Source organism: Streptomyces sp. NPDC048484 (genome assembly GCF_040651415.1).
Lineage (GTDB): Bacteria > Actinomycetota > Actinomycetes > Streptomycetales > Streptomycetaceae > Streptomyces.
In genome coordinates this window covers 61,585-86,269 of sequence record NZ_JBEZJY010000012.1, presented here as the reverse complement: position 1 = coordinate 86,269, position 24,685 = coordinate 61,585, and the positions used below count along the sequence as shown (strand labels likewise).

20 protein-coding genes and 1 tRNA gene are annotated in these 24,685 nt (G+C 70.6%); 10 read left to right on the top strand and 11 right to left on the bottom strand.

The features are described from left to right. Positions 1-39: 39 nt before the first annotated feature. Together AB0D14_RS14420 and AB0D14_RS14415 are read right to left on the bottom strand one after the other, a co-directional pair. The gene (locus AB0D14_RS14420; RefSeq protein ID WP_362778370.1) at positions 40-1,593 is read right to left on the bottom strand and encodes an MmgE/PrpD family protein; all 1,554 of its coding nucleotides are present in this window, start codon (positions 1,591-1,593) and stop codon (positions 40-42) included. Further along, positions 1,590-2,486, bottom strand: a complete 897-nt coding sequence (locus AB0D14_RS14415; RefSeq protein WP_362778368.1) for an SAM-dependent methyltransferase — start codon at positions 2,484-2,486, stop codon at positions 1,590-1,592. Before AB0D14_RS14415 ends, AB0D14_RS14420 begins: the two co-directional genes overlap by 4 nt. Positions 2,487-2,603: 117 nt before the next feature. On the opposite strand from AB0D14_RS14415, the gene AB0D14_RS14410 reads away from it, so the two are divergent. From AB0D14_RS14410 to AB0D14_RS14400, 3 genes are all read left to right on the top strand, one after another. Beyond that, a complete protein-coding gene (locus AB0D14_RS14410) occupies positions 2,604-3,212 on the top strand; it encodes a TetR/AcrR family transcriptional regulator (protein WP_362778366.1) in 609 nt (202 codons plus the stop codon). Positions 3,213-3,343: 131 nt separating this feature from the next. Then, the gene (locus AB0D14_RS14405; protein WP_362778364.1) at positions 3,344-4,246 is read left to right on the top strand and encodes an alpha/beta hydrolase; all 903 of its coding nucleotides are present in this window, start codon (positions 3,344-3,346) and stop codon (positions 4,244-4,246) included. Positions 4,247-4,344: 98 nt separating this feature from the next. Then, positions 4,345-5,838 (top strand): DHA2 family efflux MFS transporter permease subunit, encoded by a 1,494-nt coding sequence (locus AB0D14_RS14400; RefSeq protein ID WP_362778362.1) that lies wholly within the window; start codon positions 4,345-4,347, stop codon positions 5,836-5,838. Between the two features lie 154 nt (positions 5,839-5,992). Here the strand turns inward: AB0D14_RS14400 and AB0D14_RS14395 are convergent, their stop codons facing one another. Next, positions 5,993-7,906, bottom strand: coding sequence for a CocE/NonD family hydrolase (locus AB0D14_RS14395; RefSeq protein WP_362778359.1), 1,914 nt, complete (start codon positions 7,904-7,906; stop codon positions 5,993-5,995). Between the two features lie 238 nt (positions 7,907-8,144). Between AB0D14_RS14395 and AB0D14_RS14390 the strand changes: the two genes are divergently transcribed. From AB0D14_RS14390 to AB0D14_RS14375, 4 genes are all read left to right on the top strand, one after another. After that, on the top strand, positions 8,145-9,719 hold the full coding sequence (locus AB0D14_RS14390; RefSeq protein WP_362778356.1) for an AbgT family transporter: 1,575 nt from the start codon (positions 8,145-8,147) through the stop codon (positions 9,717-9,719). A gap of 21 nt (positions 9,720-9,740) precedes the next feature. Further along, positions 9,741-10,832 carry a DUF5937 family protein gene (locus AB0D14_RS14385; protein WP_362778354.1) on the top strand — a complete coding sequence of 364 codons (1,092 nt, stop codon included), beginning with the start codon at positions 9,741-9,743 and terminating at the stop codon, positions 10,830-10,832. Between the two features lie 678 nt (positions 10,833-11,510). Further along, positions 11,511-11,717 carry a hypothetical protein gene (locus AB0D14_RS14380; RefSeq protein WP_362778352.1) on the top strand — a complete coding sequence of 69 codons (207 nt, stop codon included), beginning with the start codon at positions 11,511-11,513 and terminating at the stop codon, positions 11,715-11,717. A gap of 181 nt (positions 11,718-11,898) precedes the next feature. Beyond that, on the top strand, positions 11,899-15,351 hold the full coding sequence (locus AB0D14_RS14375; RefSeq protein ID WP_362778350.1) for a glycosyl hydrolase: 3,453 nt from the start codon (positions 11,899-11,901) through the stop codon (positions 15,349-15,351). Positions 15,352-15,693: 342 nt separating this feature from the next. Here AB0D14_RS14375 and AB0D14_RS14370 read toward each other — a convergent pair. Next, positions 15,694-15,767 (bottom strand) — tRNA-Pro (locus AB0D14_RS14370). 139 nt (positions 15,768-15,906) lie between these two features. Here AB0D14_RS14370 and AB0D14_RS14365 point away from each other — a divergent pair. Together AB0D14_RS14365 and AB0D14_RS14360 are read left to right on the top strand one after the other, a co-directional pair. Next, positions 15,907-16,620, top strand: coding sequence for a transketolase (locus AB0D14_RS14365; protein WP_362778348.1), 714 nt, complete (start codon positions 15,907-15,909; stop codon positions 16,618-16,620). Between the two features lie 64 nt (positions 16,621-16,684). Further along, complete coding sequence (locus AB0D14_RS14360) at positions 16,685-17,590, top strand: transketolase (protein WP_362778346.1); 906 nt, start codon at positions 16,685-16,687, stop codon at positions 17,588-17,590. 146 nt (positions 17,591-17,736) lie between these two features. On the opposite strand, the gene AB0D14_RS14355 is transcribed toward AB0D14_RS14360, so the two are convergent. Continuing rightward, positions 17,737-18,096, bottom strand: coding sequence for an MmcQ/YjbR family DNA-binding protein (locus AB0D14_RS14355; RefSeq protein ID WP_362778343.1), 360 nt, complete (start codon positions 18,094-18,096; stop codon positions 17,737-17,739). 226 nt (positions 18,097-18,322) lie between these two features. On the opposite strand from AB0D14_RS14355, the gene AB0D14_RS14350 reads away from it, so the two are divergent. Then, positions 18,323-19,618: an RICIN domain-containing protein gene (locus tag AB0D14_RS14350; RefSeq protein ID WP_362778340.1), complete on the top strand. Its 1,296-nt coding sequence runs from the start codon at positions 18,323-18,325 to the stop codon at positions 19,616-19,618. 14 nt (positions 19,619-19,632) lie between these two features. Here AB0D14_RS14350 and AB0D14_RS14345 read toward each other — a convergent pair whose 3' ends face one another. From AB0D14_RS14345 to AB0D14_RS14320, 6 genes are all read right to left on the bottom strand, one after another. Further along, positions 19,633-20,538, bottom strand: coding sequence for a LysR family transcriptional regulator (locus AB0D14_RS14345; protein WP_362778337.1), 906 nt, complete (start codon positions 20,536-20,538; stop codon positions 19,633-19,635). Between the two features lie 21 nt (positions 20,539-20,559). Further along, positions 20,560-21,762, bottom strand: coding sequence for a glycine C-acetyltransferase (locus AB0D14_RS14340; protein ID WP_362778580.1), 1,203 nt, complete (start codon positions 21,760-21,762; stop codon positions 20,560-20,562). Positions 21,763-21,838: 76 nt separating this feature from the next. Next, positions 21,839-22,867, bottom strand: coding sequence for an L-threonine 3-dehydrogenase (tdh, locus tag AB0D14_RS14335; protein WP_362778334.1), 1,029 nt, complete (start codon positions 22,865-22,867; stop codon positions 21,839-21,841). A gap of 176 nt (positions 22,868-23,043) precedes the next feature. After that, the gene (locus AB0D14_RS14330) at positions 23,044-23,739 is read right to left on the bottom strand and encodes a GAF domain-containing protein (RefSeq protein ID WP_362778331.1); all 696 of its coding nucleotides are present in this window, start codon (positions 23,737-23,739) and stop codon (positions 23,044-23,046) included. Then, positions 23,736-24,335, bottom strand: coding sequence for an ATP/GTP-binding protein (locus AB0D14_RS14325; RefSeq protein ID WP_362778328.1), 600 nt, complete (start codon positions 24,333-24,335; stop codon positions 23,736-23,738). Before AB0D14_RS14325 ends, AB0D14_RS14330 begins: the two co-directional genes overlap by 4 nt. Beyond that, a complete protein-coding gene (locus tag AB0D14_RS14320; RefSeq protein ID WP_362778325.1) occupies positions 24,313-24,684 on the bottom strand; it encodes a DUF742 domain-containing protein in 372 nt (123 codons plus the stop codon). Before AB0D14_RS14320 ends, AB0D14_RS14325 begins: the two co-directional genes overlap by 23 nt. Between the last annotated feature and the right edge of the window lies 1 nt (position 24,685).

Here is a 24,685-nt window from a genome sequence, read left to right as displayed (position 1 = left end):
GTAGTGACTTGGTACGACTGTTCGTAACCGGTTGTGCGCCTACTGAACTGGCTGTGCGCCCGCCCGACGGTGGAGACCGGGGGCAATGGGGGCGCTGGGGGCAAGGGTGAAGGGCGGGCGCAGGGCCGCTTCGACGAGCCGGGCGAGCCGGTCCGCCGGCAGCCGGTCCACCTCGGCGAGGCCGTCGGCGACCTCGGGCGGGCCGGCCGTGCTCAGGAACTTCTCGCGGACCAGCGCCGCGTGATGGGCGCGGGTGTGCGGCCCGGCGGCTCCCAGCGGGATGTCCCGCTGCCGGGTCGCCGTACGGCCGTCCCGCAGGCGTACGACGACCCGGGCACCGGTGACCTTGGTCGCCTCGGCGAAGGACTCGGGCGGCGGGCCGAGCCCGTCGAGCAGGTCGGCGAGGCCGAGCGAGGCGAGGTCCTGTCCCGGCTTGCCGAACTCCCACTGGGCGGCCCGCGGTCCGGCCAGTCGCAGCGCGGCGCCGAAGGGGACCTCGGAGCGGAAGGAGTCCCGGGTCATCCGCGGGTCGTGCAGCACGCGCACCCGCCGCGCCAGCTCCCAGCGTCCGGGGTCGGCCAGCCGGTCGCCGGCGAAGTCCGCCGGGAGCAGTTGGCCGGTGAGCAGGGTGGTGGCCAGCGTGTAGGGGAGCGAGACCACCAGCACGCTCACCGGGGTGCCGGGCCCCTCCACGAGGTCGCGGGTGCGCTGGTCGACGAAGACCGAGTACCAGGACGTGTGGACGACGATCTCCTCGACGTCCTCGGGCCGTAACGGGCCGAGTTCGCGGGCCAGTTCGGCCGCACAGTCCACCGCGGAGTCCACTCCGGGGCCGCCGGGGTGAACCTTGAAGGAGAGCGTGTCGGTGTGCCAGGTCCTGCCCAGGCCCGAGGTCACCACCTCGGGCAGCGGCACCGAGGCGAACCGGGCCAGGAAGCCGTCCGGGTGCTCTATGACATCGGCGGCGCCGCCGAGTCCGGCCCGGGCCGCGTCGCACGCGTCGAGCGCCGCGCGGACCGGGGTGAACGCGTTGAACACCTTGGTGTCGCTGGCCAGGAACGCGGGCGCGATCACCCGTGGCGGCATGCCGAAGGCGAGCGCCCAGGCATCCACCCACTGCTGCCGGTCGGCCCCGGCCAGATGGAGCCGGCCCGCCACGGCACCCGCGAGATGAGTGTGGGTGGCGCTCTGCCCGCGGAACGGGCCCAGGGTCGCGGCGGCGGTGAGCCGGGCCGCGCACTCGTTCGCCGCGATCACCGCGGTGAGCAGGGCCCGCCCGTCGGCGCCGGACGCGAGCGCGTGGGCCAGCGGCACGTTGACGGTCGAGTTGGACAGGTGGCCCGCGTACGCCGTGTCGTCCATCTGCAGCCACGCCGACAGTCCGGCCAGCACGCACGCGGACTGCTTGGCGTCGGGCTGCAGCGGTGGCCCGAACGCAGCCACGACGGCTTCACCGAGCGGATGGCCGAGACCGGCCCGTACGGCGGCCAGCTGGGACAGCACCTGACTTCGGGCCGTCCGCACGACCCGTTCCGGGACCTGGTCGAGTGTCAACCGGCCGGCCCAGCCGGCGAGTTCCTCAAGGAGCGTCATCGGCGCCGGACGGTGACCACGCCCATGTAGTCGTCGGGACGGCAGTAGGGCCGACGGCCGCCGTAGCGCCCCACCAGATCGGTGACGCGCAACGCCTCCACCCGCTCGAACCCGGCCTCCTCCGCCGCCTGGAACGCCTCCTCCTCGCTCATGCCCAGGACGTACGGCTCGCCGCGCCGCTGTACCGAGCGCGCGGCCCGGCGGGCGCCCCGGAAGTGGGTGGTGCCGTTGATCACCGAGGCGTCCAGGTAGTCGAAGACGAGGGTGCTGCCGGGTGCACTGACTTCGGCGATGTCCGCGAGTGCGCTCCGGAAGGCCTCGTATTCGAGGTAGTACGACACACCGAGCCAGGTGACGAGACTGGGTTCCGCGGTGTCGAAGCCGGTCTCCTTCAGCCGGTCGAGCAGCGGGTCCCGGCCGAGGTCGGCGGCGGCGAACACGACGTTGTCGGCCGTGATCCCGATCCGTCGCAGTGCCGCTCGCTTCGCCTGCTGGGTCGCCGGGTGGTCCACCTCGAACCAGCGCATGTCGCGCAGGACCGGGTGGCGCAGCGCCGTGGCGTCGTAGCCGGCGCCGATCAGCACGCTCTGGCGTACGTCCGCCCGGAAGTACCGGTCGGCCAGCACCTCGTCGACATACCTCCCGCGCAGCAGGATCTCGGCCAGCATCCCGCCGAAGAGACGGTCGAAGCCCACGAGCCCGGCCAGCGCGACCTTGGGGGTGAGCCGCAGCAGCCGGTATCGGGGGTTGCTGACGAAGTACCGGGCATATGTGTCGCCCACGAGACGATGGCCGGGACTCAGGGTGGCGTCCGCGGCCCGCATCTGGGCGTTGATCTCCGCTGTGGCACTCGGCTGCCCGGAGCTCAGCCGTTTCGCCGGCCGTTCGGCCATGGTGCACCGCCTTTCGGGTGTCGGGTCTGTCAAGAGGGTTACGCCGTTCCCGCGGCGCAACCCTCACGTCAGTTCCTTGCGATTGCCGGTACAGCACGGTCGTGCTAAAACTTCTGCATGAGTAAGGGCGCGGACACGAAGCAAGCCATCCTGGACGAGGCGACGCGCATCGCCAGCACGGTGGGGCTCGGCGGGGTGACCATCGGCTCGCTGGCCGCCCGGACCCAACTGTCCAAGAGCGGCCTCTTCGCGCACTTCCGCTCCAAGGAATCGCTTCAGCTGCAGGTGCTGGAGCACGCCACCGAGAAGTTCGTCGACAACGTGATCCTGCCCGCCCTCGGCACCCCACGGGGCGAGCCGAGGCTGCGGGAGCTGTTCGACCGGTGGCTGCGCTGGGCGTCGGACGCCCTGCCCGGCGGCTGCCTGTTCGTCGCCGCCGCGACCGAGTTCGACGACCAGTCCGGACCGGTGCGCGACCGCCTCGCCCAGAACCAGCGGGACTGGATGGACGTGATCACGCAGGTCTTCCGCACGGGGGTGGCCGACGGGCCGTTCCGCGCCGACGCCGACCCCGACCAGTTCGCCCAGGACCTGTACGGCGTGCTGCTCGGCTACCACCACGCGAACCGGATGCTGCGGGACCCGCAGGCCGAGGCGCGCGCGCGCAGGGCACTGGAGGCGCTGCTCGACGCGGCCCGCGACCCACAGCGGGACACGCGGAACTGAAAGAGCGGAACTGAAAGAACAGAAAAGAACAGAGAAGACCGAAGACCCGAAACACCGAAGACCCGGAAGAACTGAAGAGAGTGGGATCGAACGTGGCACTGCAAAAAAGCACGATCGTTCGTGCCATTCGCATGGCAACCTTCGCCGCGATCAGCGCGGCGTTCAGGACGCTCGAACACACAGCCCCCGGACTCGGCGGACGCTGGGCCGAACGGCTGTGGTTCACCGTGCCGGACAGCGGCGCCCGCGCCGACGTCACTCCGACGGCCCCGGGCCGTCCCCTCGAACTGCGGCTCCAGGGCGGCCTGTTGGTCGGGCAGCACTTCGGCGAGGGGCCCGTCGTGTACCTGATGCACGGCTGGGGCGGACGTCGAGCCCACCTCGGCGCTTTCGTGGACCCGCTGGTGGCCGCCGGCTTCAGCGTCATCGCCGTCGACGCCACCAGCCACGGCGACTCCGGTCCGGGTGAGGCGGGCCCCGGGCGCAGCACGATCCTGGAGTTCGCCGACCTGCTCGCCGCGCTATCCGCGGCCGTCGGGCCCGCCCACGCCGTGGTGGCCCACTCGATCGGCTGCATGGCCACCTCGGTCGCCCTGCAGCGGGAGGAACTCTCCGCAGGGCGGCTGGTGTTCATCGGCCCCATGGCCGACATCCGGCCCTACACCCGCGAGTTCGCCCGCCGCGTCGGCTTCGGCGAACGCATCCGCACCCGGATGGTGCGGCGGATCGAACAGCGTGTCTCGATGGACCTGGCCTACTTCGACGTGCCGTCGATGGCCGATCGGATGTCCGCTCCACCCCCTCCGCTGCTGCTCATCCACGACCGCCAGGACAAGGAGACGCGGCCCTCGGACAGCGAGGACATCGCCGCCGCCTGGCCGGACTCCCAGCTGACGCTCACCTCCGGCTTCGGCCACCGGCGCATCCTGAGCGCCCCCGAGGTGGTACGGGAGGCGGTGTCCTTCATCACCACGCCCGCCCCGTCCCCCATCCCGTCTCCCGCCGCTCCCGGGCACGACGTCAGCGCGCGATGACCGCCCGACGTCCCCGATGCCGCCGATTCCCCATACGGACCCGTTACTGACCCGATGACCGTCGGCGACCCGATGACCGCCAGAGAAAGGACACTCCGGTGAAAGAGACACGTGGGGCCGGCTCCCCCACCATCCGCTCCGTCGCACCGAGGCCGGGGGTGGTGCTCCTGCTGACGTGCGGCGCGACCTTCCTCGCCTTCCTGGACACCACCGTGGTCAACGTGGCGTTCCCCGCGCTGCGCACCAGCTATCCCGACACCTCCGTCGCCACCCTGTCCTGGGTGGTCAGCTCGTACGCCGTCGTCCTCGCCGCGCTGCTCACCCCGGCGGGCCGGCTCGCCGACGTACTCGGCCGCAAGCGGGTGTTCCTCGTCTCGCTGCTGCTGTTCACGGCGGCTTCGGCGGCCAACGCGCTCGCACCGAACATCGAGGCACTCATCGCGGCCCGGGCCGTGCAGGGCGCCGCCGCCGCCGGCATGATCCCCGCCGCGCTGGGCCTGGTCCTGCACGAGACGCCGCCGGAGAAACGCACCGTGGCCCTGGGGGTGTGGGGCGCCGCCGCGTCCGCCGCCGCGGCGGCCGGTCCGACGCTGGGCGGTGTGCTGGTGGAGATCGACAGCTGGCGTGCGGTGTTCCTGATCAACGTCCCGCTCGGCCTCGCGCTGCTCGTCGGCGGTCTGCGCAGTCTGCCGGCGGACCGCCCGACCGGCCGCCAACTGCCCGACCTGGTCGGCACGCTGGTGGTCACCCTCGGCATCGGCAGCTTCGTCGGCGGCCTCACGGAAGGCTCCGAATGGGGCTGGACCAGCGGCCGGACCCTCTCCGCGCTGCTCGGCGGGGTCATGCTTGCGGCGTACGGGCTGTACCGCTCGCGACGGCATCCGGCACCCGCGGTGGAGACCGGACTGTGGCAGAACCGCACGTTCGCCGCGGCCAACCTCACCTCGCTGCTGGCGGGCATCGGGATGTTCGCCTGGCTGCTGAGCGGTCCGCTGTTCTGCGCCACCGTCTGGCGGTACTCGGTCCTCGATGCCGGGCTCGCGGTGACACCGGGCGCGGTCACCTCCGCGATCGCGGCGATCATCGTGGGCAAACGGCTGTCCCCGGCGGGGCAGCGTGCTGCGGTCCCGGTCGGCCTGCTGATGTTCACCGTCACCGGTGTGTGGATGTATCTCGGCGTCGGGGCGGAGCGCGAGTTCCTGCAGGTCTGGCTGCCGGCCGGTGCCCTCGGCGGCGCGGCACTGGGCGCCGCCATGACCGGACTGTCGACGGCCGCCGCGATGTCCGTGCCCGGCGAGAAGTTCGCCACAGGCATCGGCCTCAACACCACGGCTCGTCAGCTGGGCGGTGCGCTCGGCGTGGCGGCGACCGCGGTGATCCTCGCCGAACGGGGCATCACGGGGCCACTCGGCTTCCGCGAGATATTCCTTTTCAGCGGCATCGCGGCAGCCGTCGCGGCCTTGTCCGGCCTCGCCCTGCTGCGCCGCGAGCCCACCCCGACGGCGGCACAGACGGCCGCCCCGACAGACGCACCGACAGACGCACCGGCGGCGGACGGGCACGGGGCCGCGGCGTTGACCACGGATCGCTGAGCGGTCGACGCGGCGAGCAAACCGCCCATTCCTCACGCGTGGTGACTGACACAAGTCACCACAGGAGCAGGAAGGTCTGGCCGATCCGGTCGCCCCAGCCAATCGTCGCCCCAGCCAATCCCTGGGTCGGCCCGGCGGGCACCCTGCCGTCCGGCTACGTGAGCGCGTCCGTTCCTCCTTCCAGCCACACGCGCAGGTGGGAGGGGTGCTCGGCATCCATGTGCACGGTGTTCGCGGCTACGGCGGTGCGGCGGGCCGCTGCCTCTGGTTCGCCGGTGTTGGTGTTGACGTCGAAGCGGGGGAAGTTGCTGGAGGAGATGTCGAGCCGGATGCGGTGGCCGGCGGCGAAGCGGTTTGCCGTGTCCGGGGCGGTGACCTCGATCTCGTACACCTCGCCGGAAGTGAGGAGCTCCGGCTTCTCGTAGGAGCGGTGGAAGCGGCAGCGGACGATGCCGTCGGTGAGGTTCATGGCGAAGCCGTGCGGGTAGTCCGCGTTGGGCGGGTGGACGTCGACCAGCTTGATGGTGAAGTCGGTGTCCGGGGCCGTGGTGGAGATGTGGAGCGTTGCCGACACCGGGCCGGCCAGGACCACGTCTCGCTGAAGTGGCGGTGTGGTCAGGCTGATCACGTCCGGGCGGGAGTCCAGCGGCAGGTACGGCTCATGTGCCCCGTACACCCGGACGTCCGGGGCGTTCTGGTCGTAGGCCCCGCCCGTCATCACCGGCTCACCCGAGGTGACCTGGCCTCCCATGGTGGGGACCGGGCGGCGCGGGTCGAAGTCGTAGGTCACCGACGCGGCGGACGCGGTGGGCGGGGCGAGGGTGAGGGCGCCGTCGGTGGTGAGGTACAGCGCGACGGGGGCTGTCGACGCCGGCGGCCAGTTGGTGTCGGTGCGCCATGCGCCGCCGTGCCTCATCCGCCCGGCCGCATCCCGTAGGCCGTCGCCGCCGCCCATCAGGAAGTACTGGACGGCGGGGAGGTCTCCGCCGTCCGGGTTCCCCTCGCCCTCCCGGCCCAGCGCCCGGTCGAACCAGCGACGGCGGAACTCCAGGTACGACGGGGCGAGGTTGCCGTCCAGTGTCGCCCGCGGACCGAAGTCCACGTCCCCGGCGAACGTCTCGCAGCGGTGCCCATGCGTCCACGGGCCCATCACCAGGTAGGAGGGTGCCGATTTCAGCTCCCGCAGGGCGGTGAAGTTCTCGATGGTGGAACGGACGTAGGGGTCGTACCAGCTGCCCATGTGCAGGCTCGGCGCGTCCGGGAAACGCTCGTAGAAGCCTCGCCCGTAGATCGCCGGGTTGCGGTAGTAGTCCCCGAAGGTGTCCTGCCGCCACTGCTCCAGCAGAAAGTCCTCGTACGCCGACAGGTGCCGCAGCGGCGTGCAGCCCGGCCGCCAAGGCATCGCACCGAACCAGCCCGCCACGTCCACCCGCAGCAGTTCCTCCGCCAGCACCGGATCCGCCGCCGCCTCGGGGCTCCTCGCCGCCTGCCGCAGTGCCCAGGTCACCTGCTTCAGCTCGAAGGCGCCGCCCATCCGCATCCCCGCGTCGTACGCGGAGGAGAAACCGCCCGAGTCCTGGAACATGGCGGCGAGCCCGGCCACCTCCTCGGCGGCCGCGGCTGCCTGGACGTGGGCGGAGTAGGACACCCCGGTCATCACGACCCTGCCGTCACACCACGGCTGGTTCCTGATCCAGGCGATCGTGTCCGCCCCGTCCTGGCCCTCGCCGAGGTACTTCACGAACGTTCCCTCGGAGCCGCCGCGGCCGCGGCAGTCCTGCCGTACGACGTGGTAACGGGCCTCGGTGAAGTACCGGGCGATGTCCTCCGGCTGTGGGACAGGGGCGTCGCTGCGGTCCTGGTCCGAACCGCGCTGCGCACGCCGACCGTACGGGGTGCGTTCGAGGAGCACGGGAAGCGCGGTCGCCTCCGGCTCGGGTGAGGCGGAGTACAGGTCGGCGGCGAGACGGATGCCGTCCCGCATCGGGATGCGCAGGGTGCGGCGCCGCAGGGCGCCGCCCTGGAGCGATTCGGGTCGGCCGGCGTGGGAGGTGTCGTAGCAGGTCACGCCCGTGACGCTAGGCAGTGACTCAGATCATGGCGATCACTTGACGTCATCAGGTCAACTGTTCCGCCAGACGGTGACGGGACAGGACACGGGACCTACTGTGCAGCGCAACCCGGGAATGCCCCACGTGCCATCGCGACGGCGCGACGGATCGTGCGCGGCTCCTGGGTCCCGTTTCGCACTGCTCGCGGCGCGGCAGCGCCATGCCCTCGTTTCCCCGTCCTCACAGGAGGCCGCCATGAGCACACCTGCCCACCGCACTCAGGAGGTGCAGGCCCCGGAGCCCGACGAGGGGGGCCGTGGCTCCCGGCTCCTCGACCTGGTCGAACGCGCGGGAAACGCACTGCCGCATCCGTTCTGGCTGTTCTGGATCCTGTGCGGGGTGGTCGCCTGCGTCAGCTGGGTCCTGAACGCCTCCGGCCTGCGCGTCGAGGACCCGTCCTCGGGTGACCTGGTCGGCGTCCGCAGCGCACTGTCTGCGGACGCCGTACGGGACCTGATCGGCGGCGCCGAGGAGTCCTTCGTCACCTTCGGCCCGCTCGGCACCGTGCTGATGGTGATGCTCGGCGTCGCGGTCGCCGAGAGGTCGGGCCTCTTCGAAGCGCTCGCGCGCCGCATGCTGTCGGGCCTGTCCCCGCGCACGGTCGTTTTCGGCGTGGCCCTGGGCGGTGTGCTGGGGAAGTTCCTGTCCGACTCCGCGTACGTGGTCCTCATCCCACTCGGGGCAGTGGCCTTCCGCGCCGTGGGCCGCTCCCCCGTCCTCGGCATGATCGTCGCGTTCGTCTCCATCAACGCCGCGGGCGACGCCAACCCGCTGATCGCCCCCGGTGATGCTCTGTTCGCCTCCGTGGCCACCGAGGCCGCGCAGCTCGTCGACAAGGACGTGGTGGTCCGCGCGACGGACAACATGTACTTCACCACCGTCTCGGCGTTCGTGCTGGCCGGCACCATCGCCCTGGTCGTGGACAAGATCCTCGCCAAACGCGAGCACCACCTGACCCCCGACGCGGACCTGGAGGCCGCCGCGGCACAGCAGGTCGTCGCCGCGAAGGTCGACGACGCCACCGAGGTGCGTGCCCTGAAGCTGACCGGCCTGGCCGTGCTCGGCTACGCCGCGCTGATCGTGCTCGCGATGCTGCCCGCCTCGTCACCGCTGCGCGGCGAGGGGGGCGCGATCGTGGAGTCCACCTTCATGGGCTCCATCGCCGTCTTCCTCACCGTCTTCTTCCTGCTCGTCGGCGCCGTGTACGGGCGGCTCACCGGGCGGATCAGCGGGAGCCGTGCGATACCGGAGTTCATGGCGGAGGGAGTGCGCTCCATCGCGCCGCTGCTGGTGCTCTTCTTCGCCGTGTCCCAGTTCCTCGCCCTGTTCAAGTGGACCAACATCGCCACGGTCGTCGCGGTCGAAGGCGCGGACTTCCTCAAGCAGTTGGGCGCGCCCACTCTGGTGCTGTTCTCCCTGCTGATCGTCGCGGTCGCGCTGATGAACCTCCTCATCACCTCCGGCTCCGCCCTGTGGGCCCTGGTCGCCCCGGCACTGGTGCCGATGCTGATGCTGCTCGGCACCAGCCCGGCCACCACCATGGCCCTCTACCGCATCGCCGACTCCTGCACGAACTCCATCACCCCGATGAGCACCTCGTTCATGCTCTGTGTCGGCTACCTGCAGACCCTCCGCCGCACAGCGGGTATCGGCACCCTGGTCTCCTTCACCCTGCCCCTCGCCATGATCATGCTGGTGGTCTGGGTGCTGCTGTTCTTCGTCTGGTACCTGCTGGGCATCCCGCTCGGTCCCGGCGCGCCCGTACGGTGAGCGCCGCCGTACGCTGACGGCGTGAGCATCGTCCTCGACCTCGGAGAGCTCGGTCCCGCGGACCTCACGGCCGGGCCCTCCGCGCTGTCGGAACTGATGGCGAGCCTGCATGTGCTCGCCGAACCCGAGCACCACCCGGAGGCCGCCGACTGGACGGCCCGCGCCGCCGCGGCGGGACCCGAGCTGCGCGACGAGTTGTCCGTGTTCGCTCCGCTGTGGGCCCGCTTCCGCTGCCGCCTGTTCTTTCCCCGTACGGTGCCGCTCGCGGCGAGCCTCGACGAGGAGCTGGCGGCGATAGGGGAGCTGCCGAAGGACGCCTTCCTCGAATTGGTGGCGCCCGGAGTCCTCGGCACCAGCGCGCAGTCCGTTCCACCGGCCCGCGAGCTGCGTGCCGGCACTGCCGCCGCGGAGGACTACACCCGCCGCTGCCTGCGCCGCTCCTACGCCCGCGGTGAACTGGCGCGACAGCTGGTGGCGGCACCGCTGGAACTGCGGGACCGGCTGCTGGCGGTGCTGCGGGCCGCCGACACCGCGTTCTTCGCCGAGGACTGGCGCACCCTGCGCCCGGCCCTGGAGGGGCACGCGCGGGAGGTGCGTCGCCGGCTGGCGGTCCGGTCGCCCGCGGAGGTGCTCACCGAGCTGCTGCCGACGGCGGCCCGGGTCGGTCCGGGGGAACGGGTACGGCTGGACAAGCTGCAGATCGACGAGGTGAAGGTGGCCCCGCGCCCACTTGTCCTCGTCCCGTCCGCCCGGGTGTGGCCGCATCTGACGGTCAAGAACGAGCACCCGTCGTGCGTGGTGGTGCAGTACGCGGCCCGCGGCACCGTCCCGTCCGGACAGCTGACCCTTCGGGATCTGCACCACCGGCTGATGGCGCTGACCTCCCCCGCCCGGATGGAGCTCTGCCGCCATCTGCTGGGCGAGCCCATCACCACCTCGGAGCTCGCCGCCCGGCTCGGCTCCAGCGAACCACAGGTCTCCCGCGCCCTGCGGACCCTGCGCGACGCGGGCCTGGTTCGCTCGACCCGAGACGGCAAGCTGGTTCGACACCGGCTCGCCACGGATGTCATCCAGCGGCTGGGCAACGATGTCCTCGCAACCGTGGCACGGTGAACCGACGAGAGATGACAGACCTACCCGGCCACCGGCCAATGTCGACGCATCCCAAGCAGCTGCACGCCGCGCAACACCCCGGACCGACCGGACCGAGCTGACCCGTGACTGCCGCATCCCCACATGGCCCCCAGGAACGGTCAAGGGGCCGTACCGGAATGACTCCGACACGGCCCCAGACCTACGACTTCAAAGTCGGGACGACAGGATTTGAACCTGCGACCCCTTGCCCCCCAGGAACAGGGGGTACCCCTTCTGCCTGCACATAGGTCAGAAATCAGGGTGTACAGCGTGCGGCGCCGCGCGTGCCGTTCAGGTGCGCGGACACCGCCTGGTCCCCAACTGGTCCCCACGGGGCATGTCCGTGACGCACGTCCAACGGTCGCCGCCAGGTCAAGAGGCCGACTCGCCAGGACCCGTCACGGCGTGACACCTCGCGGCCCTGCTCCTGAGCTCTCGGATGGTGTCCTGCCGTTGCCAGGAAGCGCTGCTGCACCACTCTTCGTCATCGACCGGCTGCCAAGCCGCCAGTTCCTCCAGAGTGTCCGATGCGTGTCGGAACGCCACGAGTACGCATGCTTCGTAGTCCTGGGGCTTGTCTGGGGCCCGGCTCCTTCCTTGGGTGAGGAAGCGAATCGAGACCATCCGCGTGTCCGCATCGAGTGCTGCAGGAGCGGGGTGGTCTCGCAGGTCGGCGGGGCGCCGCTGGTGAAAACCGTCCCCGTTGCCAGCCTGACAGGACGGTATCGCGGCGCTCGACGCAGCGACGGGCTCGGGCGGCGCACGATCCCGCTGGAAGTGGCTCTCGCGGTTGTGATGGGTGACCTGAACGACGTCGACGCGGCGTCAGATCCCGTGACCGACATGGGTGGGTCGGGCGACTGAATCGCCCCTGTGTCCGATGGACGAGGTCCTACTCGGAGAATGGTCCAGCCCCATTGACAGCCGCCCCGTGGAGCCCTAGCTTCTGGGACTGAAACGATTCATTCTCTACGTTCTGTACCTGCGTCATTGCAAGCTTTCATCCGTTCCATGGGACGTGTTGCGGCCCGCTGAGGGAGACTTGATGAACGATGGCACAAGCAGCCGCAGACACGTCCTCCAGATTGGCGCCGCTGCGGCGGCCGCCGCAGCCGGTGGTGCTGCCCCCTGGGGGGCCGCACACGCCGCGACGCCCGGTGAACCTGCGGCCCTCTCCGCCCTCGGCCGCACCCCCGAGGGCCCGGACGCATACTCCGCCGCGCGCTTTGCCCGCCCCGGGACCGGGAGCATGCCGCTGATCCTGTGGTTCTGGAACGGCACGGTGACCCCCGCCCTCGTGGACTCGGCCCTGGCGGACATGCGCGACAAGGGAGTGACCGAGGTCCTGGTCTTCCCCTTCGACACTCCGGCCCTGCGCCCGGCGTTCTTCACCGAGGCCTGGTTCGACATCATCGAGCACACGCTCCGCGAGGCGGACCGTCATCGCATGCGTGTGTGGCTGTTCGACGACGACTTCTTCCCGAGCGGCAGGGCGGGCGGATACGTGGTGCGGGGCGGCAGGGTCGGCGACCACAACTACCAACCGCGCCCCGACCTGCGGGCCAAGAACCTGGGCCGGACCAGCATCGAGGTCACCGGCGGTACGGTTCTCCCACTGACCGCCGCCGCACTGACGGCCTCAGGCGGACGGCTGAGCGTAGACGCCGCCACATACGACGGTGTGCGCGTTCTGAAGCGGGGCGCCGACTGGGACGACTACACGGTCACTGCCACCGTCCGCGTCGAACGGGCCAACGCCGGGCTGATGGCGCGCTGTTCTGGCGCTCGAAACGGCTACCTGGCCGACCTGCGCGCGGACGGCGGCATCGATATCTGGCGCCAGCGCGACGGTGGCTTCACCCTGCTGCGCCAAGGCGGCCCCGCAGAGGGATTCGACCCCGCCGCCGACCACGTACTCGCCCTCTTGCTGCGTGGACCGACCCTCACTCCGTCGCTGGATGGCATCGCGTACCCAGCGGTGAGTGACTCCGCGTACACCACCGGCACCGTCGGCGTACGTGCCACTGCCACCCAGCGCTCCTCCTGGGACAGCCTCACCGTCGTCGACCCCACCGACACCACGCTGTACGCTCAGGCGTTCGAAGACCCCACCGCGGTCGACGACTTCGAGACGCCGGCCGGCCTCGGCGAGGTAATCGCTGCCGTTGCCCGCCCCTCAGGTGCCACCGGGGACGGCACGGTTTCCAGGATGATCGACCTTACCGATGCGGCGCACGGCACCGGCCGGTGGACCGCTCCGGCCGGCCGATGGCAGGTCGACCTGCACATCTCCCGGCCGCTCGTCGACGCGACCGGCAGCCGACGCAACTACCTCGACCTTCTCGACGACGAGGCGGTTGACCTCTTCCTGGACATCGTGCCCGGGGAGTACCTGCGCAGGTTCCCCTGGGCCGTGGGTGGTGTGCTGCGCGGATTCGCCGACGACGAGCCCTTCCTGGCATCCGCGGACGCCGGTTGGGGGCAACCCCCTTGGTCCCCGAGCCTTCCGGGCGAGATCAGCAAACTGGAAGCCAAGGCGGGGCTCGGAATCGTCCTGTCCGCGGTCCTGGACGACCTCGGCGAGGAGGGTGACCGGTTGCGTGGCGTCTTCTGGCGCGCGGTCTCCAATCGGTTTTCCGCCGCGTACCACCAGCGCTTCGGCACTTGGATGGGTGAGCGCGGTCTCGATCTCATCTCCAACCCGCTGTGGGACGAGTACGGCCCCGCCGAACAGATCAAGAGCACCGGCAACCTCCACACGGCACACCAGTGGGCTCAGATTCCAGGCACGGACCTGATCTTCGACCATTACCAGCGCGGGTATCACCGGATCCTGCCGCGCTGGCCGGCGAGTTCGGCCCACCAGTTGGGGCACTCCCGCGTCTACCTGGAAGCCATGGGCGGCACGGGCTGGAGCGTGACACCCGCCCTGACCCGTGAGGTGATCGGGGCCTTCGTGGTCCGCGGCGTCAACAAGGTCCTTCTGCACGCCCGGTTCTCCGATCAGGACACCGTCGTCTTCCCGCCGCCGTTCCAGCCGGCCAGCCCGTGGTGGGACCTTTCCTTGCCGCTCAACGAGTGGATCGGCAGGGTGGTCGAGGCTGCGCGCGCAACGGGCAGGGCCCGCACCGCGCTCCTGCAGCCCCAGCGGGCCGCGGAAACCTGCCAGGACCGTTCCCAGCAGACTGCCCTCGACGAGCAGTTCGTCGCCTTGGTTCACGCCCTGGAGGACATGCAGATCGACTTCGACCTCCTCGACGAGGGCGCGCTGGACCGGGACCCTGCTTTGATCGAGCACGCCCGGCCCCGCGGACCCCGGCTGGCCGTGGGACGCCAGCAATACGGGATCGTCGTCCTCCCGCACACTCCCGTACTGTCGGTCGGCGCCGTCGAGTCACTCACCGCCTTCGTGGACGGCGGCGGCACCATGGTCTTGATCGGCGAGCTGCCCCAGCGCGAACCGTCGGGCCGGGACGACCAGTTGGCGAGGGCTCTTGAGCGGCTCTTCTCCGGCGGGCGCACGTCCAAAGCCCACCGAGTCAAGGACCCCACCGAAGCGGCGGCTATCGTAGCGGCGGCCGGCGGCGGCGCCGCCGTACTGGAGCCCGCCACCCCAGCGATCCGGGTGCTGCGCCTTGAACGCGCCGGCCGCCAAGCTTTCCTCCTGCACAATGAGCGGGCCGAACCGGTCCAGATCACGGCGACCTTCCCCGCCTTGGGGGTGCCAGAACTCTGGGACCCCGACACCGGGCAGACCGCGGCGGCGGGCGTCTGGCGCACAGCGCCCTTCCCGGATGGCACGCGGCCGGGGAAGGGCAGGGGTACGGCGATACCGCTGACACTGCAGGCGAAAGCGATGCTCGCCATCGTCTTCCGCCCGTCCGCGCGCCGAGGTCCCGCGCACGTGGTCGAGTCGAACGCCCCGGTGGAGGCCCTGTCGGTCGACGCCCGCACCGGCACCGCCACCGTCCGCGTTGCCTCCGCCACGACCGTCCGGGTCGCGGCCCGGCACGGCGAGCGCCGATATGGCGGAACCCTCGCAGTCACCGACCCGCTGACCGCCGTGCCACTGGACGGTGACTGGAGCTTCCGCTTCGACCGCGACGGCGCGCCCGAAACCCGCCGACCTCTGGGCAGCTGGACGGCCCTGGACCCCGCGTACTCCGGATCCGCCTTCTACGAACGTCAGGTAACCCTGGACGCGGCCACCCTGTCTGGCCGCCTCTGGTACCTGGACCTCGGGCAGGTGCGCGACGTCGCCGAGATCACCGTCAACGGGGTAACGCTCCCTGCACGCCTCTGGGCGCCCTACCGCCTCGACGTCACCACCGCCCTGCGCCCGGGCTCGAACGTTGTCCGCGTGCGAGTCACCAACACCGGCGCCAACGCGCGCGGAGATGTGGCCACCTCGGGGCTCCTGGGGCCGGCCGTGCTGCGCCCAGAACTCCGGGTCCGGGTCCCCCTCGCCCGTACGCCCCGCCAAACGCGTCTCGGCTAAGACCGACCGGCAGTTGGGGGGTGGGAGAAGGAGCGGGGTCTGGTGCGTGCGGCTGCGAGGCGGAGGAGGGAGTGATGGCGGAGCCATCGCGACCGACGACAACGCGGCAGATGCGCACCCGGCAGGCCGACCGACCGACAAGGGCACCAAGGGCACACGGCCGCCGGCGCGGCGCTCTCCGCACACCTCAGTGTGCTCCGCGCGCCGCGCTCCCTGCCGAGCCCGATCGTCATGACCCGCTGACCCCGGTCAAGGCCGCCGGTCCCCAACTGGTCCCCAAGAATGACCAAGGGCCGGTTTCGGATGTCTCCGAAACCGGCCCTGACCTGCGACTGTCTCCAGTCGGGACGACAGGATTTGAACCTGCGACCCCTTGACCCCCAGTCAAGTGCGCTACCAAGCTGCGCCACGTCCCGATGCCCGCTGTGACCTGGGGTTTCCCCTGGCTGAACGTGCACCGAAATCCTACCGCACTCGAGTCGGTGGTCGCGCACTCCTTTTGTCCCGCGGCCGCCGCTTGATCTCAACCTCGCTTGAGGTTGCACGATCGTCCGCATGACGGCAACAGCAACGGCAACGGAACACGGATACGACAGGTACGAGGCGCTGTCCGGTCTGATGGCGCTGATGAGCGGGGACGAGAAGCACGGCCCCGCGGCGACGTCCACGCTGGACGCGCTCTGGGTGCTCTACGACCGGGTGCTGCGGGTGGATCCCGAGCGGGCGGACGACCCCGGACGGGACAGGTTCCTGCTGTCCAAGGGGCACGGACCGATGGCCTACTACGCGGTGCTCGCCGCCAAGGGATTCGTACCGGTCGACTGGCTTCCGGAATTCGGCTCGTACGACTCACCGCTCGGCCACCATCCGGACCGTGTGCTCGTGCCGGGCGCCGAGATCGGCAGTGGTTCGCTCGGGCACGGGTTGCCGATCGCGGTCGGCACGGCGCTGGGGCTGAGGGCCCAGGGACTTCACGACCCGCACGTGTGGGTACTCGTCGGGGACGCCGAGCTGGACGAGGGCAGCAACCACGAGGCCATCGCCTACGCGGGGCCCGCCGGGCTCGACCGCCTGCACACCGTCGTGATCGACAACTCCTCCGCGAGCTGGGCGCTGCCCGGCGGGATCGCCGCACGGTTCGAGGCCGCGGGCTGGTCGGCCGCGACCCTCGACGGCCGGGACCACGAGGCCCTGTACGCCGCGTTCACGGCACCTCATCCGGGACGCCCTCGCGTGGTCGTCGCCCAGGTCGAGCCGAAGGGTGACTAAGGCTGCTCTCCATCTCCGTCCTTCCCCTTCTTTCCTCCCGATCTTTCCTCCCGAAGGGTTTTCCATGGACACCATGCGTGACCGGTTCGTCCCCGTCGTATCCCGGCTGCTCGACGAGGATCCGCGCGTCGCCGTCGTACTCGCCGAGGTCGGGCTGGCCGGTTTCGAGGAGGTTCGGAAGCGGCATCCGGACCGTGTGATCAACGTCGGCATCCGTGAGCAGTTGCTGATCGGGGCGGGCGCGGGCCTGGCGCTGACCGGGCTGCGGCCCGTGGTGCACACGTTCGCCAGCTTCCTCGTCGAGCGGCCCTTCGAGCAGATCAAGCTGGACCTCGGGCACCAGGGCGTCGGCGCGGTACTGGTCAGCGCCGCCGCGTCGTTCGACTGGCCGGCGGGCGGCTACACCCATATGTCCCCCGGCGATGTCGCTCTGCTCGACACCCTGGACGGCTGGACCGTGCATGTTCCGGGGCACCCGGACGAGGCCGAGGCACTGCTGCGGCACGCCGTCGCGGCGGGCGACGACAAGGTGTACGTACGGCTGTCGGCGCAGTCGAACACGCAGGCTCGCCCCGGCGACGGCGCCCGGTTCCACACCGTCCGCGAGGGGCACGCCGGCGTGGTCGTCGCAGTCGGCCCCGTGCTCGACCCGGTGCTCGACGCCACGGACGGGCTCGACGTCACCGTGCTGTACGCGACGACCGTGCGGCCCTTCGATTCGGCGGCGCTGCGCCGTGCCACGGAAGCAGCCGGCACCGACGTGATCCTGGTCGAGCCGTATCTGGCCGGAACGTCGGCGTCCGCCGTGAACGACGCCCTCGCCGATCTTCCGCACCGCGTGCTCGGCCTCGGTGTGGGCCGTCGGGAGCTGCGCCGCTACGGCCTCGTGGATGAGCACATGGCCGCGCACGGGCTGGACGCGGAGACGCTGAGGCAGCGGATCGACAGGTTCCTGGGCGTGCGGGCGTGACCACGAGGACCACGGGGATCAGGGTGCCGCGCCGGGACCGGGTAGGATCGCGGCCCCCGTGTGCCGCGCTCCCACCAGCCTTCGGATCATGCCACGCGGCACTGACAACGCCCCCGCCCGAACGCTGTTGATTGCCTGAAGGCCCCTCAGCCGTCCGACACGATCCCCAACTCCGGGTAGGACTCCAGCAGCCGGGTCGGAGCCGCCTGTCGCCAGGAGTCCGCGAGGATGTCACGCAACTCGTCCGCGTCCTGCAGAGCCGCGAGCCGCACACGTACCCAGGCGGAACCGGCCTCGTGATCGGCGATCCAGAACTTGTCGGGCTCCGCGAGGGCCAGTTCGTCCCGCTCCGCCTTCGGACAGCGCACGGCCATGGAGGTCTCCTCCTCGGGCAGGGTGGCGAACATCTTCCCCGCCACCCTGAAGGTGGGCATGCTCCAGGCGATCTTCTCCACCGTGTCCGGCAGAGAGAGACAGATTCGGCGTACGTCATCGGCATCCTGCATGGAACGCACCGTAGCCAATGCCACTGACATCGGCGGTCGGCGGACCTCGGCGGTCAGCCTGGTCCGGGGCCGGCCCGGAACCCGGCAGGCCGCGGCAGACACCGGAACATCACCAACTACTCTGGCCCCAGCCGTACAACCGTGCCCACGAATTCCGGATCGAGCCCCGCCCAACAGTTTCTGCATGAACTTCCCCGGTCGACCCAGAGGAAAGGTATGGAAGTACATGTCCGACCAGCAGCAGGCATCGGGAGAGTCCTCCGCCCACGAAACGGCGACCACCTCACCTGACGCCGAGGCCGTAGCCGCCCAACTCACCGGTACAGGGGAGGCCCAGACCGCCCCCGTGCCGCAAGGCACCGATGCGGGAAGCTCGGCCCCGAGCGGACCGGAGGCTGGTGGTGACACCGAGGAGGAGTCCCGGCCCACCCCGTCCCCGTCGACGGAGGGCTTGAAGGCCGGGGAGACCGCGAGCGCCGAGGCGACGGCCGAGGAGGCCGAAAGCGGCGAGGCTCAGGGCGGCGAGAACGAGAAGGGTGCCGCCGAGAATCCCCCGGGCGAGGCCGGCCCGGACGGGAACAGCGCGCGAGCGCTCTCCGCCGCCGCGACCGGAGAGCACCACCGGGCCGTCGCGGCCGCCGCGACCGCCAAGGGCGCGGCCGGTTCCACCCGGAGCGCGGTCGGCCGACCCGGTAAGCCGGTGCTGGCCGGTGCCGCACTGGCGGGCGCCCTTCTCGTCGCCGTGCCGCTGCTGATCGCGTTGACCGGCGACGACGAGGAGAAGAAGACCGTCGACAACGCGGCCGCGGACACCGTGCTGAGCGACGCGGGCGGCCCGGCCGGCGTCTTCGCCACCCGGTCGCCCTCCCCCGCGAAGACGAAGCCCGAGAAGAAGAAGCAGAAGGCGGAGCCCGGGTCGCCGGCCGGGGAGAAGGCCGGGGCACCCGCTCCGGCACCCAGCCCTTCGCCGAGCAAGAAGGCGAAGAAGGCAGAGAAGGCCGAGACGAAGAAGAAGGCTGCCTCGAAGAAGGCGCCGAGCAACCTGCCGGCCGTCATGACCAGGGTGCTGATCAAGAACAACACCAATCACACCTGCGTGGACGTCCCCGGCTTCGCCAGTGGCCGACCCGACGGTCCGGTGACGCACGCGACGTGCAACAGCAACACCGACGACAACCAGCTGTGGAATGTCGAGAAGCGTTACGCCAGCGCCGGGCCCGGCGGGGCACCGCTTTTCCAGATCCGCAATGTCATGGACGGCATGTGCCTGGATCTGCCCGGCTACCAGGGCGTCGGCGGCGCCACGAAGGTCACGGAGTTTCCCTGCAACGGCACCACGAAGGACAACCAGCTGTGGTGGCTGGACAAACAGTCCGACGGCAGGTTCTGGATACGCAACGCCGCCAGCAACAATCAGTGCCTGGACTCCTACGCCAACAATGACAATACGCGCAACCTGATCATCTGGCCCTGCGCTCCGGAGGGCCAGAACAACCACGAGTGGGCCTTCACCCGTTCCTGACCGGGCCGGCCGCCTCACCCGACGGGTGCCACCTGCGCCAGTGCGTCCAGCACCGGCCGGATCAGCGGGTGGTCCTCGGCTCCTCGGCGTACCGCGGCGAAGACCCGGCGGGTGGGGGCGACGCCGTCGACAGGGCGCACGACCACCCCTGCGAGGTCCATGCCATGCAGGGCCGAACGCGGCACCAGGGCGACCCCGGCGTCCGCCGACGCGAGGGCGACGACCGCGCGGAAGTCGTCCGACCGGTGTTCGAGGTGGGGCTGGAAACCGGCGTGCTCACAGGCCAGGACCACCACGTCATGGCAGGGGTTTCCCGGATACGGGCCGATCCACGGGTCCTTCGCCAGCTCGGCGAGCGGCACCTCCGTACGGTCGGCGAGGCGGTGCGACTGTGGCACGACGGCGTCGAACGGCTCGGCGTACAGCGGGATGTGCGCGAGACGTAGGTCGTCGGCGTCCGGGGCACCCCGGTATTCGACGGCGACCGCCACGTCGACCTGCCGGTCGAGGAGCATCGGCAGGCTGGCGTCGCCCTCGGCGTCCTGGACGCGGATACGGATGCCGGGCGCCGTGCCCGCCAGCCGGGCCAGAGCCGGTGCGACGACGAGGCCGATGCCGGTCGCGAAGGAGGCGACGGTGACCGTGCCGGCCGAACCCGAGCTGTAGGCGGCCAGCTCCGCCTCGGCCCGCTCCAGTTGCGCGAGAACCTTGTTGGTGTGGCTGAGCAGGATCTCCCCCGCGGGAGTCAGCCGTACGCCCCGGGCGCCGCGCTCGACCAGGCGATGGCCCGTCTCCTGTTCGAGGGCCGTCAGCTGCTGGGAGACCGCGGAGGGGGTGAGATAGAGCGCGGCGGCAGCGGCGGTCACCGTACGGTGGTCCGCGACCGCCCGGAGGATGTGCAGCCGCCGCGCTTCGATCATGCGGCCGATTCTCTCAGGAATTCAGACGGTGTCGTCCGTCAGCTGCGCGCGGGCCGCTACGAACGCGTCCACCGCCCGGTTCACGTCCTCGGTGGAGTGCGCGGCGGACAGCTGTACGCGGATACGGGCCTTGCCCTGCGGGACCACCGGGTACGAGAAGCCGATCACGTACACACCGCGTTCCAGGAGCAGCTCCGCCATCCGGCCGGCGACGGTCGCGTCCCCGATCATCACCGGGGCGATGGCATGGTCGCCGGGGAGGATGTCGAAGCCCGCCTCGGTCATCCGCGAGCGGAACAGCGCGGTGTTCGCGGCGAGCCGCTCGCGCAGGTCGTCCGCCGACTCCAGCAGGTCGAGCACCTTGAGCGAGGCGGCGGCGATCACCGGGGCCAGCGTGTTCGAGAACAGGTACGGGCGTGACCGCTGGCGCAGCAGGGCGACGATCTCCGCGCGGGCGGCGACGTAACCGCCCGACGCTCCGCCGAGGGCCTTGCCCAGGGTGCCCGTGATGATGTCGACGCGGTCCATGACGCCGTGGAGTTCGGGGGTGCCACGGCCGCCGGGGCCGACGAAACCGACGGCGTGCGAGTCGTCGACCATCACCATCGCGTCGTAGCGGTCGGCGAGGTCGCATATCTCGCGCAGCGGGGCCACGTAACCGTCCATCGAGAAGACACCGTCGGTGACGATCAGCCTTCGGCGGGCGCCCGCGGCGTCCTTCAACTGCTTTTCCAGATCGGCGAGATCACGGTTCGCGTAGCGGAACCGGCGGGCCTTCGACAACCTGATGCCGTCGATGATCGACGCGTGGTTGAGGGCGTCGGAGATCACCGCGTCCTCCGCGCCCAGCAGGGTCTCGAACACTCCGCCGTTGGCGTCGAAGCACGACGAGTAGAGGATCGTGTCCTCCTGGCCGAGGAACGCGGAGAGACGCCCCTCCAGCTCCTTGTGCACCTCCTGCGTACCGCAGATGAAACGCACGGAGGCCATGCCGTAACCCCAGCGGTCGAGCGCCTCGTGGGCGGCGGCGACGACCTCCGGGTGGTCGGCGAGGCCAAGGTAGTTGTTGGCGCAGAAGTTGAGGACCTCGCCGGGGCGGCCGCCCGCGGTGACGGTCACGGTCGCGGACTGCGGGGTGCCGATGACGCGCTCGGGCTTGTGCAGACCCGCGGCGCGGATCTCGTCGAGAGTGGTGCGGAGGTCGTCGCGTACGGAGTCGAACATCATCAGTCCTTACAGAGTCCAGAGTCCAAAGACCGGGGGCCGGGGGCCGGGGGCCGGAACCAAGGGGTCCAGGTCCTTACGAGGTCCAGTCGAGGATGACCTTGCCACCGCGGCCGCTCGCCGCGTCCGCGAAGGCCGCCTCGTAGTCGCGGTGGCCGTAGCGGCCGGTGATCACGGGCGCGAGGTCGAGGCCGCCTTCGAGGAGCACGGACATCGCGTACCAGGTCTCGAACATCTCACGGCCGTAGATGCCCTTGATCGTGATCATGGAGGTGACGATCCGGGACCAGTCGACGGCGAACTCCTCGGACGGCAGCCCGAGCATGGCGATCCGGCCGCCGTGCGTCATGTTGGCGAGCATGTCCCGCATGGCGACGGGGTTGCCCGACATCTCAAGGCCGATGTCGAAGCCCTCGCGCAGGCCCAGTTGGCGCTGTCCGTCGGCGATGCTCGACTCGGCGACGTTCAGCGCGAGGCTGACGCCGATCTTGCGGGCGAGTTCCAGGCGGTCCTCGCTGACGTCGGTGACGACGACGTGGCGGGCGCCCGCGTGTCTGGCGACGGCGGCTGCCATCAGGCCGATGGGGCCCGCGCCGGTGATCAGTACGTCCTCTCCGACCAGCGGGAACGACAGCGCGGTGTGCACGGCGTTGCCGAACGGGTCGAAGATCGCGGCCACATCGAGGTCGACGGGAACGCGGTGCACCCAGACGTTGGACGCGGGCAGCGCCACGTATTCGGCGAACGCGCCGTCGCGGCCGACCCCGAGCCCGACCGTCGCGCGGCACAGGTGGCGTCGCCCGGCCCGGCAGTTGCGGCACTTCCCGCAGACGAGGTGGCCCTCACCGCTGACCCGGTCGCCCACCGCGATGTCGCCGACGTCACGGCCCGTCTCCACGACCTCGCCGACGAACTCGTGCCCGATCACGAGCGGGGCCTTGATGGTCTGCCGCGCCCAGCCGTCCCAGTTGCGGATGTGCAGGTCGGTGCCGCAGATCCCGGTCCTGAGGACCTTGATCAGCACGTCGCCGGTGCCGATGGCCGGCTCCGGTACGTCCATGAGCCGCAGCCCGGGTTCCGCCTTCTCCTTGACCAGCGCCTTCAACGGGACTCCCGTGGGTGAGGTCCCGGATCCAGGCATGCCGACGGAGGCCCGCACCGGGGAGAAAAGTGGATTCGCCGAGCAATCTGCCGTACGTCGGTACCCCGGGTCCAGCGAGGTTTTCTTAAGCGCTGCCGCAGCTTTCCTTCACACCGGTGCCGCCGGCGGGCGGATCCCGTTCAGAACCCGCCCTCGCGCAGCTCGATCTGCTCGACCAGTTCCACGGCCATCGCCTTGATGGTGTCCAGGCCGGACCTTCCCCACGGCCTGGGCTCGACATCGGTGACGCACACCGTGCCGAGCGCGATCCCCGTGCGGTCGAGGAGAGGGGCCCCCAGGTAGGAGCGGATGCCGAACTCGTCGACGACCGGGTTGCCGGCGAAGCGCGGATAGTCCCGGACGTCCTCCAGGACCAGCGCCTTGTGGCGGACGACCACATGGGGACAGAACCCGTAGTCGCGGGCCATGCGACGGCCGAGCCCGAACCGCGCGCCCTCCGCGCGGCTCGCGGCTCCCGTGGTTGCCAGGATTCCGTCGATTCCGTCGATTCCGTCGCTTCGGTTGGTTCCGTCGGTTCCGTTGGTCCTGTGGGTTCCGTCGGTTCCCAGGAGGTCTGCGGGGACGGGGACGCCTCCGATCGCCGTGCCGTGCCGGGTGTGCAGTCCCGCGAAGAACTGCTGCTCCTCGCCGACGAAGTTGACCATCGCGTACGGCGCCCCGGCCAGCTCGGCGAGCCGCTCCGCGAACGCGTCGAGGGCCGGTTCCGCGCGCTCTCCCAGGCCCAGCACACGCAGGCGGCACGTCCGGGCGGGTGCCTCCTTGTCCTCGGGCGTGAGCAGCAGTCGACCGGCCGGGCGCGGCGGGTCGTAGCTCATGTGTGTGCTCCGTGACTTGGGGCGCGCGAGGGCGCGTGAGCGAGCAGGTGGCGGACGAGGGTGAGCAGGGTCTGCACTCCTGAGCTGGAGATCCGTGCGTCACAGCGGACGACCGGCACGTCCGGGTCGAGGTCGATGGCCGCCCGTACCTCCTCCGGGTCGTAGCGGAAGCCGCCGTCGAACTCGTTGACGGCGACGATGAAACCGAGGCCGCGCTGTTCGAAGAAGTCGACGGCGGCGAAGCACTCCTCCAGGCGGCGGGTGTCGGCGAGGATGACCGCACCGAGTGCGCCTTCGGAGAGCTCGTCCCACATGAACCAGAACCGCTCCTGGCCGGGTGTGCCGAACAGGTACAGCACATGCTCCGGATCGAGGGTGATGCGCCCGAAGTCCATCGCCACGGTCGTCTCGACCTTGTTCTCGATGCCGTCGAGATTGTCGGTCGCGGCGCTGACCGTGGTCAGCAGTTCCTCCGTGCTGAGCGGCGCGATCTCGCTCACCGCGCCGACGAAGGTGGTCTTGCCCACCCCGAAACCTCCTGCCACCAGGATCTTCAGCGCGGTGGGGAAAGGGTCAGAGCTGTCGTCGTAGTCCATCGAGCACTGCCTCCAGAAGAGACCGGTCAGTGGGGTTGTGGTGGAACGTAGGGGGCTTCATGGACAGCGCCCCGCAGTCGACGAGGTCGGACAGCAGCACCTTGGTCACCACTGCCGGCAGCTTCAGATGTGCGGCAACCTCGGCCACCGACACGGGGTCTCGGCACAGTTCGAGTGCCTGGGCGTGCTCCGGGCCGAGGTAACCGAGGGGGGTGACTCCGGTGGCCATCACATGGGACAGAAGGTCGAGCGCGGTGCTCGGCCGGGTCCGGCCGTTGCTGACCTGGTAAGGACGCACCAGGCGGCCGGCCGCGCCATCGAGCCAGGGCCCGTCGCCGGCCGCAGCCACG